The 14,985-nt window shown below is 69.0% G+C and carries 17 protein-coding genes; all 17 read left to right on the forward strand.

What is annotated here, in order from left to right; translation table 11 throughout:
- The first annotated feature begins 191 nt into the window (after positions 1-191).
- The 17 genes from ACIQOE_RS41510 to ACIQOE_RS41590 all read left to right on the forward strand — a co-directional run bounded on the left by ACIQOE_RS41510 (position 192) and on the right by ACIQOE_RS41590 (position 14,804).
- Entirely contained in the window at positions 192-599 is a 408-nt protein-coding gene (locus tag ACIQOE_RS41510; RefSeq protein ID WP_401417288.1) for a DUF6415 family natural product biosynthesis protein, read from the forward strand.
- Between the two features lie 155 nt (positions 600-754).
- The gene (locus tag ACIQOE_RS41515) at positions 755-2,656 is read left to right on the forward strand and encodes a glycoside hydrolase family 15 protein (RefSeq protein WP_401417290.1); all 1,902 of its coding nucleotides are present in this window, start codon (positions 755-757) and stop codon (positions 2,654-2,656) included.
- A gap of 25 nt (positions 2,657-2,681) precedes the next feature.
- On the forward strand, positions 2,682-4,199 hold the full coding sequence (locus ACIQOE_RS41520) for an ATP-binding protein (RefSeq protein ID WP_401417291.1): 1,518 nt from the start codon (positions 2,682-2,684) through the stop codon (positions 4,197-4,199).
- Between the two features lie 78 nt (positions 4,200-4,277).
- Positions 4,278-4,790, forward strand: a complete 513-nt coding sequence (locus ACIQOE_RS41525; RefSeq protein ID WP_401417292.1) for a roadblock/LC7 domain-containing protein — start codon at positions 4,278-4,280, stop codon at positions 4,788-4,790.
- Entirely contained in the window at positions 4,787-5,200 is a 414-nt protein-coding gene (locus ACIQOE_RS41530) for a DUF742 domain-containing protein (protein ID WP_401417293.1), read from the forward strand. The genes ACIQOE_RS41525 and ACIQOE_RS41530 overlap by 4 nt, the downstream gene beginning before the upstream one ends.
- The gene (locus tag ACIQOE_RS41535; RefSeq protein ID WP_401417294.1) at positions 5,172-5,840 is read left to right on the forward strand and encodes a GTP-binding protein; all 669 of its coding nucleotides are present in this window, start codon (positions 5,172-5,174) and stop codon (positions 5,838-5,840) included. Before ACIQOE_RS41530 ends, ACIQOE_RS41535 begins: the two co-directional genes overlap by 29 nt.
- Complete coding sequence (locus ACIQOE_RS41540; protein ID WP_401417295.1) at positions 5,840-6,475, forward strand: GAF domain-containing protein; 636 nt, start codon at positions 5,840-5,842, stop codon at positions 6,473-6,475. The genes ACIQOE_RS41535 and ACIQOE_RS41540 overlap by 1 nt, the downstream gene beginning before the upstream one ends.
- Positions 6,476-6,563: 88 nt before the next feature.
- Positions 6,564-7,823, forward strand: coding sequence for an acyl-CoA dehydrogenase family protein (locus tag ACIQOE_RS41545; protein WP_401417297.1), 1,260 nt, complete (start codon positions 6,564-6,566; stop codon positions 7,821-7,823).
- A 138-nt stretch (positions 7,824-7,961) separates the two neighbouring features.
- Entirely contained in the window at positions 7,962-8,681 is a 720-nt protein-coding gene (locus ACIQOE_RS41550) for a hypothetical protein (protein ID WP_401417298.1), read from the forward strand.
- 89 nt (positions 8,682-8,770) lie between these two features.
- Entirely contained in the window at positions 8,771-9,325 is a 555-nt protein-coding gene (locus ACIQOE_RS41555; RefSeq protein ID WP_401417299.1) for a hypothetical protein, read from the forward strand.
- Positions 9,322-9,897 (forward strand): DUF6624 domain-containing protein, encoded by a 576-nt coding sequence (locus ACIQOE_RS41560; protein WP_401417300.1) that lies wholly within the window; start codon positions 9,322-9,324, stop codon positions 9,895-9,897. Before ACIQOE_RS41555 ends, ACIQOE_RS41560 begins: the two co-directional genes overlap by 4 nt.
- Before the next feature lie 165 nt (positions 9,898-10,062).
- Positions 10,063-10,641, forward strand: coding sequence for a hypothetical protein (locus ACIQOE_RS41565; RefSeq protein WP_401417301.1), 579 nt, complete (start codon positions 10,063-10,065; stop codon positions 10,639-10,641).
- On the forward strand, positions 10,638-11,282 hold the full coding sequence (locus ACIQOE_RS41570) for a hypothetical protein (protein ID WP_401417303.1): 645 nt from the start codon (positions 10,638-10,640) through the stop codon (positions 11,280-11,282). Before ACIQOE_RS41565 ends, ACIQOE_RS41570 begins: the two co-directional genes overlap by 4 nt.
- A gap of 81 nt (positions 11,283-11,363) precedes the next feature.
- Positions 11,364-12,194: a hypothetical protein gene (locus ACIQOE_RS41575; protein WP_401417304.1), complete on the forward strand. Its 831-nt coding sequence runs from the start codon at positions 11,364-11,366 to the stop codon at positions 12,192-12,194.
- Entirely contained in the window at positions 12,182-13,717 is a 1,536-nt protein-coding gene (locus ACIQOE_RS41580) for a B12-binding domain-containing radical SAM protein (protein WP_401417306.1), read from the forward strand. The genes ACIQOE_RS41575 and ACIQOE_RS41580 overlap by 13 nt, the downstream gene beginning before the upstream one ends.
- Positions 13,714-14,364 (forward strand): dTMP kinase, encoded by a 651-nt coding sequence (gene tmk, locus ACIQOE_RS41585; RefSeq protein ID WP_401417307.1) that lies wholly within the window; start codon positions 13,714-13,716, stop codon positions 14,362-14,364. Before ACIQOE_RS41580 ends, tmk begins: the two co-directional genes overlap by 4 nt.
- A complete protein-coding gene (locus tag ACIQOE_RS41590; protein ID WP_351938826.1) occupies positions 14,361-14,804 on the forward strand; it encodes an NUDIX domain-containing protein in 444 nt (147 codons plus the stop codon). The genes tmk and ACIQOE_RS41590 overlap by 4 nt, the downstream gene beginning before the upstream one ends.
- Positions 14,805-14,985 lie beyond the last annotated feature (181 nt).

The following is a 14,985-nucleotide window of genomic DNA, read 5'->3' on the forward strand; positions in this document are numbered from 1 at the left end:
TCGCTCAACGTAGCCGCCAGATCACTTACTTCGCACGCCAGCCGTCGGCTCGGACCGGCGTTCTCGGCTCACTTTGGCTTGATCCGAACAGGAGTTGTGTCATGCACCTTTCGTTGGACCCTCGCCGAGGCGGCAGCCGGCTCGTGAGGAGGCGCGGGCAGCGAACGCCCGTCACCAAGGGGCTGGTACCGGTGCGCGATCACGTGATGGCCGCATCGGAGACGGTGACGCTGGTCCTGGGCGAGGATTCGCAGCTGCCCGAGGGCGCTGCGCATGTGGAGGACCTGGTTTGGCGTCTGCGTGGCCACATTGTCCAGTTGGGCGCACGGACCGCTCCGGGCCATCCCACCCTGCTGCGCGCGCAGCAGCTCGGCTCCGACAGCATCCCCGAGGGCTACATGCCGAGTCGGGTGTACCTGGTCAGGCTTGCCGAGGCCACACAGGAGCTGATGGCTCACATGGAGCGGGCCGATCCCGGGCCGATCAGCTCGGTAGGCGCATGGCGTTGGCCGAGGCCGACGGTCAACGCGCTGCGCGTGGCCGTCTTCACTCTCGCCCTGACCTGCGTGATCGTGGCCGCTTCGGTGCCGCGGACATGACGGTGACCGGCGCAATCGCTGCCCAGGGTCTGCCACCCCCGGCAGTGCTCCCCTTTACCCCGGCAACCACCGACGTGCCTCACCGCCACCGTTCCCGGCCGCTGCGACGGCCTCAATACGACCCCGGATCCGCGGGGTTCACGGAGATCCACACGATGAAGCGCCTTCCGCGTATCGAGCAGTACGGCCTGATCGGCGACATGCAGACCAGCGCCCACGTCTGCGACGACGGTTCGATCGACTGGCTGTGCCTGCCCCGCTTCGACTCGCCGGCCGTCTTCGCCAGCCTGCTCGGCGCGCAGAAGCACGGCTCCTGGCAGATCGCACCGGCCCTGTCCGCAGGCCGGTCCCGCTCCGGGAGGGTCGCCGAGCGCCGCTACCGCGGTGACTCGCTCGTTCTCGAATCGGTGTGGCGCACGCAGGCCGGTTCGGCCCGCGTCCTGGACTTCATGCCGCCGCGCAATGGTGCCCCGCAGGTAATCCGGATCGTCGAGGGCCTGACCGGCGAGGTGGAGATGGTCTCGGCCATGCGCCCTAAGCCGGGATACGGCAGCGTCAGCCCGTGGATTCATGCGGTCGGTGGGCGCATGGTCGCGGAGGCCGGCGCGGACGCGCTGTGGCTCGACACGGGCGTGCCGCAGGTGGAGAAGGACGGCGTCGTCGTCAGTGCGTTCACCGTCAGCGCGGGGCAGAGTGTGTCGTTCGTGCTCAGCTGGTGCCCGTCCCACGCTGCCGCTCCCGACGTTCCCGACCCGGAGGCCGCGCTCGCCGAGACCTTGGCCTTCTGGCGGGACTGGACGCAGGAATGCGTCTACGACGGGCCCTACCGCGAGGCCGTGGTCCGTTCGCTGATCACTCTGAAGGCGATGACGTACGGGCCGAGCGGCGGGATCGTGGCGGCGCCGACCACGTCGCTGCCCGAGGAGATCGGCGGCGAGCGGAACTGGGATTACCGATTCACCTGGCTGCGCGATGCCTCCACGACGCTGGCCGCGCTGCTGGGCACCGGGTCCCGGCAGGAGGCGCAGGCATGGCGGCGCTGGCTCCTGCGTGCCGTCGCGGGTGATCCGGAGAACCTGCAGATCATGTACGGGATCACCGGGGAGCGTGACCTGCGGGAACGGGAGCTGCCCTGGCTTCCCGGCTACGAGGGCTCAGCCCCGGTTCGAGTCGGTAACGGAGCGGCGGAGCAGCTCCAGCTCGACGTGTACGGCGAAGTGGTCGAGACCCTGTATCTCGCGCACGAGAGCGGTGTGGCCCACTGCGCCGACACCGCGGTCCTGCACCGGCGCCTCATCGAGCACCTGTCCCGGCGCTGGCGAGAGCCCGACGAGGGGATCTGGGAGATCCGGGGAGCGCGCCGGCACTTCGTCCACTCCAAGGTGATGGCCTGGGTGGCGGTCGACCGCACCATCCGCCTGGCCGAGGCCGGCGCCCTCGACATGGACCTGGCGCCCCTGGTCGAGCTGCGGGCGGCGATCCACCTCGAGATCTGCACCGAGGGGTTCGACCCGGTGCGCAACACCTTCACTCAGTCATACGGCTCGCGGGAACTAGACGCTGCCACGCTGCTGATCCCCCGCGTCGGCTTCCTGCCGCCCGACGACCCGCGCGTCGTCGGCACCGTGGACGCCGTACGCCGTGAACTGTCCACCCCAGATGGGCTCGTGCGCCGATACCCCACCCTCGGCGACCGCACCGGTGTGGACGGCCTGAAGGGTGATGAGGGCGCCTTCCTCCTCTGCTCCTTCTGGCTCGTCGATGCCCTGGCCTTGACCGGCCGCACCGAAGAGGCCCGCGACCTTTTCGACCGCCTCCTGTCACTGCGCAACGACCTCGGACTCCTGGCGGAGGAGTACGACCCCGTCCAGCAGCGCCAGCTCGGGAACTTCCCGCAGGCGTTCAGCCACATGGGCCTGATCCAAAGCGCGCGGCTCCTGGAGCAGTTGTCGGATCAGCCAACCTACCTGTGCGACCGAGCGGCACTTCCGGCGCCCCGCTCGACCTCCCGCGGCGCGCGACAGAGCCCCGCCAGCCTGACGCCGCAGCACGCCTAACCCCCACCCCCTGACGAGGATTCCCATGCCTGACAGCGCCTTCCCGGCACGGCCGGCCACCACCGGGCACCGCAGACGGCGGCCCCCGGTCGACGCGATCACTCTGCACCGTGCCCGCCGCGCCGTTGCACTGCCGTTGGTGCTTCTTGCCGCCTTGCTTCTTGCCGCCTTCGTTCTGCGCTCGGTGTCTACGTTCGGCCCCGGCTGGACGTTGGCCGGCCTGGTGTGCGGGCTGGCCGGGGTCGCCACGGTCGCGGCTCGCGAAGCGCGCACCGCCGCCGGAGCCGTGCATACGGCCGCGCAGGAGGCCCAGGCAGCGGCGCTGACGACGGTTGTGGGGGCGGCAGCGGCCGTCGGGAAGTCGGTGGAGTGGTCGGCGGACGAGCTGTGCCGCGGTGGACGCCCGACGCTGCAGGATCCCCAGGCGCCGTCACCGGCCAACCGGGAATTGGAGATCAACAACGTTCTGAGTGCCCTCCAGGTGCAGGCCATCGCGTCGCTGATCCGCGTGCACGACGAATCTCAGTCCGTCGTCCTGCTGGAAGTGCTGCGCCGCCTGGCCATGCGTGAGCAAGCCCTGGTCGGCAAGGCGCTCGGGGCGCTGAGCGAGCTGGAGATGCTGACCGACGACCCGGAACTGCTGGCCAAGATCTTCGAGATCGATCACCTCGTGACGCGGATGCGGCGGCAGGTCGAGAGCACGGCGGTGCTGGGCGGGCAGTCCCTGCGCAGCGCGCGCCGGCCTGTTCCCGTCACGACCGCGCTGCGCGGGGCGGTCTCCGAGGTCGTGCAGTATCCGCGGGTGGCCGTAGCGGCCGGGTCCGTGGGCGCCGAGCTGGGCCTTCCTGGCCATGTGGGCCCTGACCTTACGCACCTGCTGGCGGAGCTGATCGAGAACGCCTGCGAGTGCTCCGATCCGGCGACGAAGGTGACGGTGCGTGCGCAGCGGGTGGCGAACGGCCTGGCGGTCGAGGTAGAGGATCGGGCCATCCCCATGCATCCGCAGACGCGGGCACAGATGAATCACCTGCTCAAGGCACCCGACGAGGTCGACGTCAGCGGCCAGGTACGAGCCGGGCAACTTGGGCTGCTGGTCGCCGCGAAGATCGCCCAGTCGCATGGGCTGTCTGTCGTCCTGCAGGAGAACGTGACCGGCGGCACCACTGCCCTGGTCGTCATACCGGCACGGCTCCTGGTAGCGATGGCCCCCGTCGAGGACGCAGGCATGCTCCCCGGGCAGACTCCCTCCTCTGTGCCGTCGGCGCGGCAGGCCGCCGCAGCACCAGCCGCCCCGTCGGCAGGGCAGGACACGCCCCCGGGCCCCGCTGGCGCATCAGAGCACGCAGTGGCAGGTCACCAGGCGAACGCGCCCGCCCTTCCCACCCGTCCGCGTCAGCCCGGCACGTTCCGTCCCCCACGCGAGCGTGAGCAGACGCCCGCGACCGCGCCGACGCCGGGGCTCGCAGCCGCCTTCCGTACCGGCATCCACGCTGGCGGCACCGCCCCCTCCCACGCCGCTTTGGATGAGCGCCCCCGCCCCTGAACCACTTCCCTGCCTTCCCCCGTTCCCGCTGGCCCGCCCCCATGTGCCGGCCCCTTCCCCCCTTCTGGAGCGATCCCCATGAGCACCCACCCCGAGACGCACACCGTGACCGGCGCGCCCGCGCCCGAGACCACCGCGAGCGGTCAGCGGGAGAACATGGCCTGGCTGCTGCGTCAGTTCGCCGACGACACCCCGGGTGTCACGCACGCCGTCCTGCTGTCACGGGACGGGCTGCGCCTGCTGGACAGCGAGGTAAACAAGGACTGGGCGGACGAGCTGTCGGCCGCCATCAGCGGCGTCGCCTCCCTCGCGGCGAACATCACCGGCCCCAGCCACAAAAAGCGGCCGGCCCGGCAGGTCATCATCGAGCGGGACGACTGCCTGTTCTTCGTCCAGAGCGCCGGACGCAGCGCTGCCTTCGACAACCGCCCGGGCAACGAACGCGGTGAGGTGGACACGATCCTCGCCGTCATCGCCACCACGGACGCCGACGCGGGCGCCGTCGGCTTCGAAATGGGCCGCCTCGTGGCGAAATTCGCCTCGTACATGCTGATCCCCGTCCGTGTCGGCACGAGCGGCGACGTCCGGTGACCAGGGACGGCCGCACCGCCGAGGAGTCGACGTTCGTGCGGACCTACACCCTCACGCGCGGGCGCACCAAGCCGAGGCATCTGCTCGCTCTGGACACGGTGCTGGAAGCCGGGCCAGGACGGCCCGGCCCGACGCAGGCCGAGGAGTGCGCGGAGATCCTCGCCCTGTGCCGGGCACGCCGACGGTCGGTGACGGAACTGGCGGGCCGCCTCAGCCGGCCGGTCACCGCCGTCAAGGTCCTCGTCTCCGACCTGCTGGACGCCGACGCCTTGGTCGTCCCCGTCACCGCCCCCTATGCCGCATCCGGTTCGGACTCGGATGCGGGCCCCTCCACCCAGCTGCTGGCAGCCCTCTCCGCGGGCCTGAAGAGGAAGTGGCCCGATGCCATCGCCTACCCCCAGGCCGGATGACCCGGCCCTGGTCCTGCGTCCTTCGCCGCACCCGCACGCCGACGCCGCGCCGACCGTGCTGAAGATCTTGATCGCCGGAGGCTTCGGCGCGGGCAAGACCACCGCCGTGCGCGCCGTCAGCGAGATCACGCCGCTGAGCACGGAGGAGTACCTGACCGAGGCGAGCACGGACGTGGACAACCTGGCGGGCCTGGAGTCCAAGCGGACCACCACGGTCGCCTTCGACTTCGGCCGCCTGAGCCTGCCTGACGCGCCCGTGCCACTGGAGCTGTTCCTGTTCGGCACGCCGGGCCAGGACCGGTTCGTCGATCTCTGGTACGAACTGGCCCACGGCGCCGTCGGCGCGGTCGTCCTGGTCGACACCCGCCGTCTGGAGTCCGGCTTCACCCCCGTCAGCTTCTTCGAGGACGTCGGCCTGCCCTTCGTCGTCGCCGTCAACCAGTTCGACGGAGCCCACCGCTACCACCCCGAGCAAGTCCGCACCGCCCTCGAACTCCCCACCGCCATACCGGTGGTCACCTGCGACGCCCGTGACCCCAACCACGTCGCCGGCGTCCTGCTCACCCTCGTCGGCCACGCCGTGAACAACGCCTCCGCCAGCCGCATGGGCCATGTACCCACCACCCTCCAGGAAGCCTGATGTCACAGCACTCCATCGACCCCTACCGCGCACCGCACGCCGCACCGCCCGCGCGGTCCCTGCCGCGACGCGACATGCGCGACGCCTCCCGCGGACCGTTCACCCCGCCCGCCGTCGTCGGCCCGCAGGCCCAGCAGGCACCGGAGCTGGCGCAGCGCTACGAACTGCTCCACCGCCTGGGCGTTCCCACCACGGCCAACGAGGACTTCGACGACCTGGCCCGCGACATGGCCACGCAGGCCGGGTTCCTGTACGGGTTCGTCAACCTGTTCCTGGAGGAGCAGACCTTCGTCGGGCTGCACCAGCCGCCGGTGGACAGCGGGTTCGTCATCGTGGGCCGGACCATGAGCCGTGACCACGGCTGGTGCCCGGAGGTCATGGCCCGCAGAAAGGCACTGCCGCTGCACGACGTCCACGCCAGCCCCCGCTTCAGCAGCAACACGGTGGTGGACGCCGTCGGGATCCGCTCCTACTTCGGCGCCCCGCTCATCCACGAAAGCGGCACCGTGCTCGGCACGGTGTGCGTCATCGACCCCGAAAAGCGGACCCTGAGCGAAGCCCGCCGGCTCAGAGACATCGTCATCACCGCCGGCGCCCAGGTGATGGACCACATCGTCCGCGCGCCCGCCCACTAGACCCGCTCCACCACCCCCCACCCGGGAGCCGCAGGCGATCCCCGGCCGCTCCACCGCGCGATCTTCACCCAGGGAGAGGGAGACGACCATGCCCACCACACCGCCACCGGCGCTGCGCCCTTACCTCGGCTCCACTGACGAGGAAATCACCCGGAACGAATTGCTGTGGCACGACGCGGACACCTTCGCCGCCGAGCACGTCGCTCCGCGCGTCGCACGCATGGAGGCAGCACCGGACAGGGTGGAGCGCAAGGTCGCCGACCTGATGGCCGCGCGGGCCTGGTTCGCGATCACCGTCCCGCCCGTCTTCGGCGGTCTGGGCGCCGGGCACGTCGCCAAGACCATCCTGATCCACCGCATCGCGCGGGTCTCCGCGGCTGTCGCAGCCATTCTGCAGGCCACGTTGATCCCGGTCGGCGCACTGCTGCACTTCGCCACCCACGAGCAGAAAGGCCGCTGGCTGCCACGGGTCGCAGACGGCTCCCTGCTGTTGTCCATCGCCGTGACCGAGCCGACCGCCGGCGGGCACATCGGCGGCATCGAAACCACCGCCGAACGCGACGGCGACCAGTGGGTGATCACCGGGAGCAAGGCCCACATCGGCAACAGCCACCTCGCCGGAGCCCACCTTGTCCTCGCCCGGACCGCCGAGACGGGCGTGAGCACCTCGCGGGCACTGACCGCATTCATGGTCGAAGCAGACCTCGCCGGGCTCTCCGTCTCCCACCGCCCGGGCCTGGGCCTGCACGGCTTCTCCGCCGGCCGCCTCGACCTCGACCACGTGCGCGTCCCCCAGGACAACGTGGTCGGAGAGATCGGCCAGGGACTGGCCGTGGCCCAGAGCAGCAGCATCCTGTACGGCCGACCGAACCTGGCCGCCGTCAGCCTCGGCATCCACGAGACAGTCGTGGCCACCACGGCCGCTCGTCTCACGTCCCGCCCCCGCTACCAGGGCGCTCTGTCCGATCTGCCCGTACTGCGCGACCGCATGGGCGACATGGAGGCGCGCCTGCGCGCCGGCCGGATACTCGCCTACCAGTCCGTGCACCTCCTCGACCAGGGCCTGCCCTGCGACGCCGACCTGATCAACGCCAAATACCTCGGCCACCAGTGGGCCGCACAGTCCGCCCAGGACGCGATGGAACTGCACGGCGCCCACGCCCTCGAGGGCGACTACGTTCTCCAGCGCCTGTGGCGCGACATCCAGCACACCTACCCGCCCGCGGGAACCGGCGAATTCCAGCGCATACGCCTCGCCGACGCCGCCCTCAACGAAGACCCCGTCCAATGGTCCGAACACCTCGCCGCCGCAACCGCATGGACACGGCAAGACCCGGCCCCCGCCTAAGCCCCCGAGCGCAGCAACCCTCGTGAATCCGCATCGCTGCGCTCGGGCCCGCCGCCAGTCCCCACCCCTCCCCCGACGGGGACTGGCGGCACCACATCCCATCCCACGACCACTACCCCGGCTCCGGGAGAGACGATCATGAACCCCTTATCGGCGGCCCCCGCTGACCAGCTCGCGCCCGGGCCCGCTGCCCCGCTGCAGCAACTGCTCGAAAGCGCAGCGAAAGACGCCGACTTCGCCGCCCAGGTTGCCGTGAGCGATGACGGAACTTCGCTGGCTGTCACGGTGTTCAGCAGCAGGACTCCGTGGGTGACCACGCCCGAGTCGGCCTCCTCCTGGCTGACCGAGGCCGGCATCGACGCAACCGCCACCTTCAACGACAGCTTCTGCATCGTCGTCGTCCTGGACACCGACGCCGCGGTGCACCGGTTCATCGCCGCGGTGCTGCACCCTTGGATCGCCGTCCACTCCGTCGCTGCCGAGCTGATCGACGTGTTGGAGGCCCGCGGGGTCCTGATTGAGGCCGCGATCGACACGGACCGGATCAGGGCCGAACTGCCAGACCGCTCGCTCGGCTCGTCCGTCCGGCTCGCCGCACTGCTCGGAGCCACCGGCATCAGCGACGGCCTCGCCCTGCATGAGCCGGACGGCATGCTGCGTCTCGCCGAGCGGATCCAGTGGCTCATCACCGGCGTCGTCGGCTCAACCACCCGTGTCACGGTCGAGCCGGGGTGCGCTCACGAACAGGAACAACTCAGGCTCGGCCTGACTCTCGCCCAGGCACGTCTCCTGACCCGGCGCCTGGCTCGCCAGCAAACCGAGGAAGCCCCCACGACGCGAATCGGGGCAAGCCAGTGACCCGGTCCACGTCCCCCACGGCCAGCGAGGACCACGCCGTCCCCGTTCCCTTCACGCAATCGCCTCCGGCCGCAATCTATGAGATGCGCATGCTGAGCACCGCCGCCGAGCGTGAGGAAGCCGCAGCCCTCGTCCAGGACCGCCAGCGCTGGCTCATCCTGCACGGCATGCCCACCCCGGCCCGAGCCGACGTCCCCGCACGGTTCCGTGAGACGCAGGCCATGTCCGCCGGATTGTTCGAGGACGGGAGGATGCTGGCCTGCCTGATCCCTGAGCACGACCCCGGCCTCGGATGGGGCCAGGGTCCGTGTCTCTTCCTCGGCAGCCTCCACACCCTGCCAGGCCAGTCCGACGACATCACCCGCCTGATCACCCTGTGGGCGGCCGACTTCGCCGCCCGCCTCGATCTCCACGTCGTACGGGCCGAGGCCCTGGCCCGCCACCCCCTCGACACCGAACCGATCACCGACCTGTTGCGGCGGCTCACCGACATGGGCTGGGACGTCCGGGGTTCCGGCACCGGACGCGACGGCGATCGAGTCGTCCGCCTCCAACTCCCCGCCGAGCACCGACCCGGGCTCCGCGCGCTGATCAGCTGCCAGGTCAACGCGCCTCGGCCGGCACCGGATCGGAGCAGCGCGTGACTGCCAACGAGCCGCAGCGCCCTGACCTCGCCCGCGAGTTGCTCGCCCGAGCCGAGGAATCCGCCGTGCACCGGGCCCAACGAGTACGCAACCACCTGGACGCTGTCCAACTCGGGAAGGCGCGGCACACCGATCACGCGAACAGCAGGGTGCTGCGCCGGATCCTGGCCGAGCACGACTGGCCCGGCCACCGTCTCGTCGGCCCCGACGCAGCCCGCGCCGCGTGGAGCATCGCTCTGCACAGCGACGACGACCTCGCCTTCCAGCGCGCCGCGATCACCCTGTTGGGACGTGCGGTCGAAGCCGGCGACGCACTGGTCCAGCACTGGGCACACCTGCACGACCGCGTCCTTGTCGCCAGCGGACGCGACCAGGAGTACGGCACCCAGCTCTTCCTGCGCACCGACGGCATCGAACTGTGCCCGCTCCGCGCACCGGACACCGTCGACACACGCCGGGCCACCGTCGGCCTGCCGCCGATCGCTGTCGCTCTGGCGGCGGTGTATCGCCGCTACTCCACCGACGGTACTGGCGAGGACGCTCGAACCCCCGTCCTCGCGGAGGTCGCATGAAGAAGTGGCCCCAACGAAAGCGGACGTCAGCGCCGCCGTCGAACGGGAGCCGCAGAGAGGCAAGAACGCCCGTCTCATAGACGCATGCACAGGCCGCTCCGCAGAGTCTGCGTCCGCCGACTCCGTGGATATGTGCCTGTTCGGGCGATCGGATTGGAGGAAACCATGAGCACCAATGAGCTGTTGGGCGCCACGTTACTGCCCGGATTTGTGGACCAGCTCCTGGCCCAGACGCGCGAGCCGAGAGAGGTTCCCGACGTCGAGTTGAACGCAGCGGATGAATGGCTGCCTGCGCTCGCTGACGCCGTCGGATCTTGGCTCTCCGAAATCCCCTTTGTGGCCGGCGACGGGTTCTACCAAAGCGGATACGCGCACCTTCCGCTCCCCGGAACGGCGGGTCGATTCCTGCGAGTGCCTTTGGGTACTACCAGGGAGACGTGGCCGATCGCGTCCACGTCCGCACTCTTCACGCTGGCCGGCAGCGCTGAGTTCGAAATGTACGCGACCAGCGACGATGCCCGTGCAAGCCGTCCTCAGTACATGCGGCTCCTTGGGCCGGGCGACGTGCTGGCCGTGCATGTAGGCACTCTGTGCACGCTGCGCAGTCTGGGCGAGGGTGTCCAGGTCCTCGCCCTGCGCGGCGTCGAGCCGAACACCGGCCAGCGGCTGTCCCGACACGAACAAGCCGGCATCCTGAACCGCGCTCGCCAGTCATTAAAGAGGTCCTCGGGGGGCGTTCGATGACCTGGCTCGACGACTTCCTGGCAGAGGACTGCAAGAACGTCCACGACATGCGCCGCAGCGGCCGGGACGTCTTGGAGCGGCTGGCCGGAGACAGGGACCTGCTGACGAAGCTCGTCGACACGATCCCGGACGACCCGGCGCGGATGGCGGCGAGCCGCGTCACACTACTGCTGAATCGGCTCTCCCTCTATGAGGCGCACGGGTTCGAAATCCGGCTCAACATGAACCCCCGTGAGGACAACCAGTTTGTTCCGCACGATCACTGCTACACGTTCGCCACGCGCATCCTGCGTGGCGGATACGTGCACGTCGTGCGGCGCCGAACGGACGGTTGGGAAGGACCGTTCCTCGGCGACGACCTGGAACCAGCCGTCGTGACCGTGGAGCGCCCGGGGAGCACGTACGTGCTAGAGCACTCGATGGTGCACCAAGCCGTGATGCAGCCGGACACCGTCACGCTCTTCATACGCGGCCCTCGCTGCAAGGAGTCCTCTCACGCGGTCGAGGAACTGATGCCGCCGGTCTCGGCCTGGCCCAAGGCCGCCACGCCTGGCGGCAAGCCCGTCGATTCCCGTTCAGCAACCTGGGACGAATACCGCGCTATGCGCGACTACCTCCACGAGCGCTCCCTCATCGACTGATCTTCCCCGTAGTCCTCAGCACGCAAGTGCCGTGACGCGAGAGGCTACGACGCACAGCTGGCACCACACGAGGAGCACGCCATGACAACCATCCTGACGACCGATCACCCAGCGTGGCACGGACTAGAGGACGGCACCCCGGTGCGTGCCGTGCGCGCCGGATCGGGCGTATGGATCGTCACCCTGAACCGAGACGGATTGCACATGAAGTGCGTGAACGGCGAGGAAGATCGGAAGCCCGCGCTCGCGATCACCGACCCCGCCGCTCTCCCCGCAGCGACGCCGGCCGCCCTGCGCGACGGGCTCAACGCCATCGGCATCACTCACCGGCTGACAAACCCGTGGCTCTGGGACGCGATCACCACCGCGGTCCTGCGGCAGGTCGTCCGTGCCGAACAGGCCCGCAGGCTGTACCGGAAGTGGTGCGAACAGTACGGCACCGCAGTCGAAGGTCCCCGAGGCACACTCTCTGTCGCCCCGACGCCCGAGCAGGTCCTGGAGCTAGCCGACGACCAGTTCAGCGAGATCGGAGCCAAGTTCCACCGCAGTGCGTTGAAAGCCGCAGCAGAGAAGTACCAGAAACACGGGCAGCAGTGGCTTGGCATGGAGGTCGAAGACCTCGCCGCCGCGCTCGTCAGCATCCCCAGGATCGGCCCGTGGACCGCGGCTGCCGCTGCGTGCGACTACACCGGCGACTTCTCGATCTACCCCCATGACGACCTCGCCGTGCGCACCTGGGCCGCCAGGATCGCCCCCTCCTACCCGTGGCCCGACAAGAAGGACAAGCGCTTCGGCCCTCTGTGGACCGGCTGGGCCGGTACCGACCGCACCGCCCTGCACACCCTGACGCTCTCCACCCTCACCTGGGGCTCACACGCCCGCGCTGACCTGGAGGACCCATGCGCCACTTAATATCCGGAGCCGACACGAGCAGCCCGCTCGACGCTCTGTTCATCAACGCGCCCCTGCGTGACTACGGTATGCGGCCACGCACCAACGACTACACCCTCCCCGTGCTCGGCATGGCATACATCGCGACCTACGCCCAGCGGTGCGGCTTCAACGTCGGGGTACTCGACGCCGAAGCCCACGGCCTGGGCATCACGGAGACCGCCCAGATAGTCAACGAGACTGGACCACGCTGGGCTGCGATGAACCTCCTCGCCCCCACCTACGAGATGTCGGCCCGCATCGCCCATCACCTCGACCCCGGCATCGCCTTGATGGTCGGAGGGCACCATGCCAAGGCCATGCCGGACCGCATCCTCGCCGACCCCCGCATGCGCAACCTGCGCGCCCTGGTCCTGGGCGAAGGCGAACTGCGCGTCGCGGAACTCCTCAAGGACGAACAGCGGCGCCGGGAACTACCCGGAGTCGTCTGGCGGGACCCGTTGCTCGGCACACGTGCCACGGGCATCGCCGATCCGAAGACGTCCGCACTGATGCTGGGTCCCGACATCAACACCCTGCCGTACGTGAACCGGGCCTTCCTGCCCCAGGACCCCTATCGGGCGGCCCCAACTGCGACGGATTCTCGCATGGCTGGCACCAGCGGACACGACTGGCTCCAGACCGCCGCCCGCGACGGACACATCGAGGCCAACATCGTTGGCAGCCGCGGCTGCCCGTACAACTGCACGTTCTGCGGCGCCGCGTGGAGCGCAAATAGGGACGTCAAAATCCGCGTTCGGAGTCCCCAGAACATCATCGGGGAGCTGGACGAGCTCAACAACGACTATGGCGTCACCGCATTCCGCTTCGTCGACGATCTGTTCCTCGGCGTGCGCGACGTCATCCACGAGCACATGCAGGTATTCGCAGACCGCCACATCGGCGAGCGTTATGTATGGGACGCTACCGGCCGCATCAACGTCCTGGACAGGCTCTGCGACCACGACCTGGACGTCCTGGTGAGTAACGGGCTGCGTGAAGTGGCGCTGGGCATCGAGTCCGGCAGCGACAACATCCTCAAGGCGATGGACAAGCGGATCACTGCCGAGATGACCGAACGGGTCGCCCGCCGGCTCATGCACCACGGTATCGGTGTGAAGGGCTACTTCATCCTCGGGTTCCCCGGCGAGACCCGCGACGATCTCGACGCGACCGTCCAGCACATCCGCAACCTGTGGGAGATCGCCGACAGCAACCCCGGCGACCTCCGGGCATCCGTCTTCGAGTTCCGGCCCTACCCGGGCACCCCGGTGTGGGAGACCCTCACCGCCGCCGGCCATGACCCCGACACCCTCCTCGCGTACGGCGACGTCGACCTCACTGCAGAAGGAGCCGACGAGTCGATGCGCCAGCGCGATGAGTTCAACTTCTCCGTCGGCATCCAGTTCGGCGACGTGCCGCTGGCAGAGATCCGTTCCACCCTCGCCACGCTCACCCGCGAACAGCACCAGCGCAACACGCCGGTCACGGACGCCGCCGCATGACGCGCGGGTTATTCGTCACCGTTGACGGCCCCAGCGGTGTCGGCAAATCCACTACGGTCCGCACCCTCCAGAGCATCCTGGAGAACAGGGGCTGCCACAACATTCTGCTGACGACGGAGCCGCCCCACACGGCGTTGGGCGCCTTCACCAGACAGAACGCCGGCACCGTCCACGGGCTCGCCCTGGCCTGCCTGGTTGCCGCTGCCCGCTACGAACACATCGAGTCCACGGTTACGCCCGCGATGGCCGAGGGCCGCCTCCTGATCTCCGACCGGTACCTCGCATCGACGTTCGCCCTGCAGCGGCTCGACGGCGTACCGCTGGAGTTCCTGATCGCCCTCAACAAGCACGCCCCAAATCCGGACCTTGCCGTGATCCTCACGGCGAGCGCGGACACGATCGCCAAACGCATCGCGGCGGCCGGCGTCACCCACCGCTTCCGCGGCGACCCCAAGGGGCCCGAGCGGGAGGTCGCGTTGTACGACGAGGCCGCGGAAGTTCTTGAGCAGCGCGGCGTCGACGTACTGCGAGTCAACTCCTCGACGATCACACCTTCGGTGGTTGCGGGCCAAATCGCCGAAGCGATCTTGCGTCGATGGATACCGTCAGTAGCCTCAACAGCCCCTCTCACCCCCCAGGAATCATGAGTAGCGAACTGGCACACCCGGTCATCGACACACACGTAATCGTTCGCGACGGCGACAAGATCCTCTTCTCGCAGCGTGGCGGCCCGTACGGGCGCGGCCGATGGCACATGCCCTCCGGGAAGCTCGACGAAGGCGAGCAGATCAGCGAAGGCGCGGCCCGTGAGTTGTTCGAGGAAACCGGCCTGGAGGTCGACCCCGACCACCTACGGGTCGTCCACATCGTGCACCACCGGCAGAACGACGCAATGACGCGAATCGGGTTCTTCTTCGAGGCCACCGAATGGAAGGGCGACCCTGTCAACCGGGAGCCCTCCAAGTGCATGGCCTTGGAATGGTTCACCGTGCACCAATTGCCCCACGACATCATCGAGTACCCCGAAGCCGGACTGCGCGGTTACCTGAACGAAACCGGCCCCCTCTCGGAACACAACTGGGCCTAGCGCACAACTACCGCGAAAGCGGCGTGGAAACTCATGTAGGAAATACCGGAGGTCATCGACGAGGCTCGCGAAACCCTTGGTATCTCCTACGAGCTCGTAACACGATCTTGTTGAAACGTCCTGGTGGGGCGTGACTGGTGTGCTGATTCGGCCGTTCGTGATGTGTGAGTACTCGGCCGTG

Source organism: Streptomyces sp. NPDC091282, assembly GCF_044757385.1.
Lineage (GTDB): Bacteria > Actinomycetota > Actinomycetes > Streptomycetales > Streptomycetaceae > Streptomyces > Streptomyces gramineus.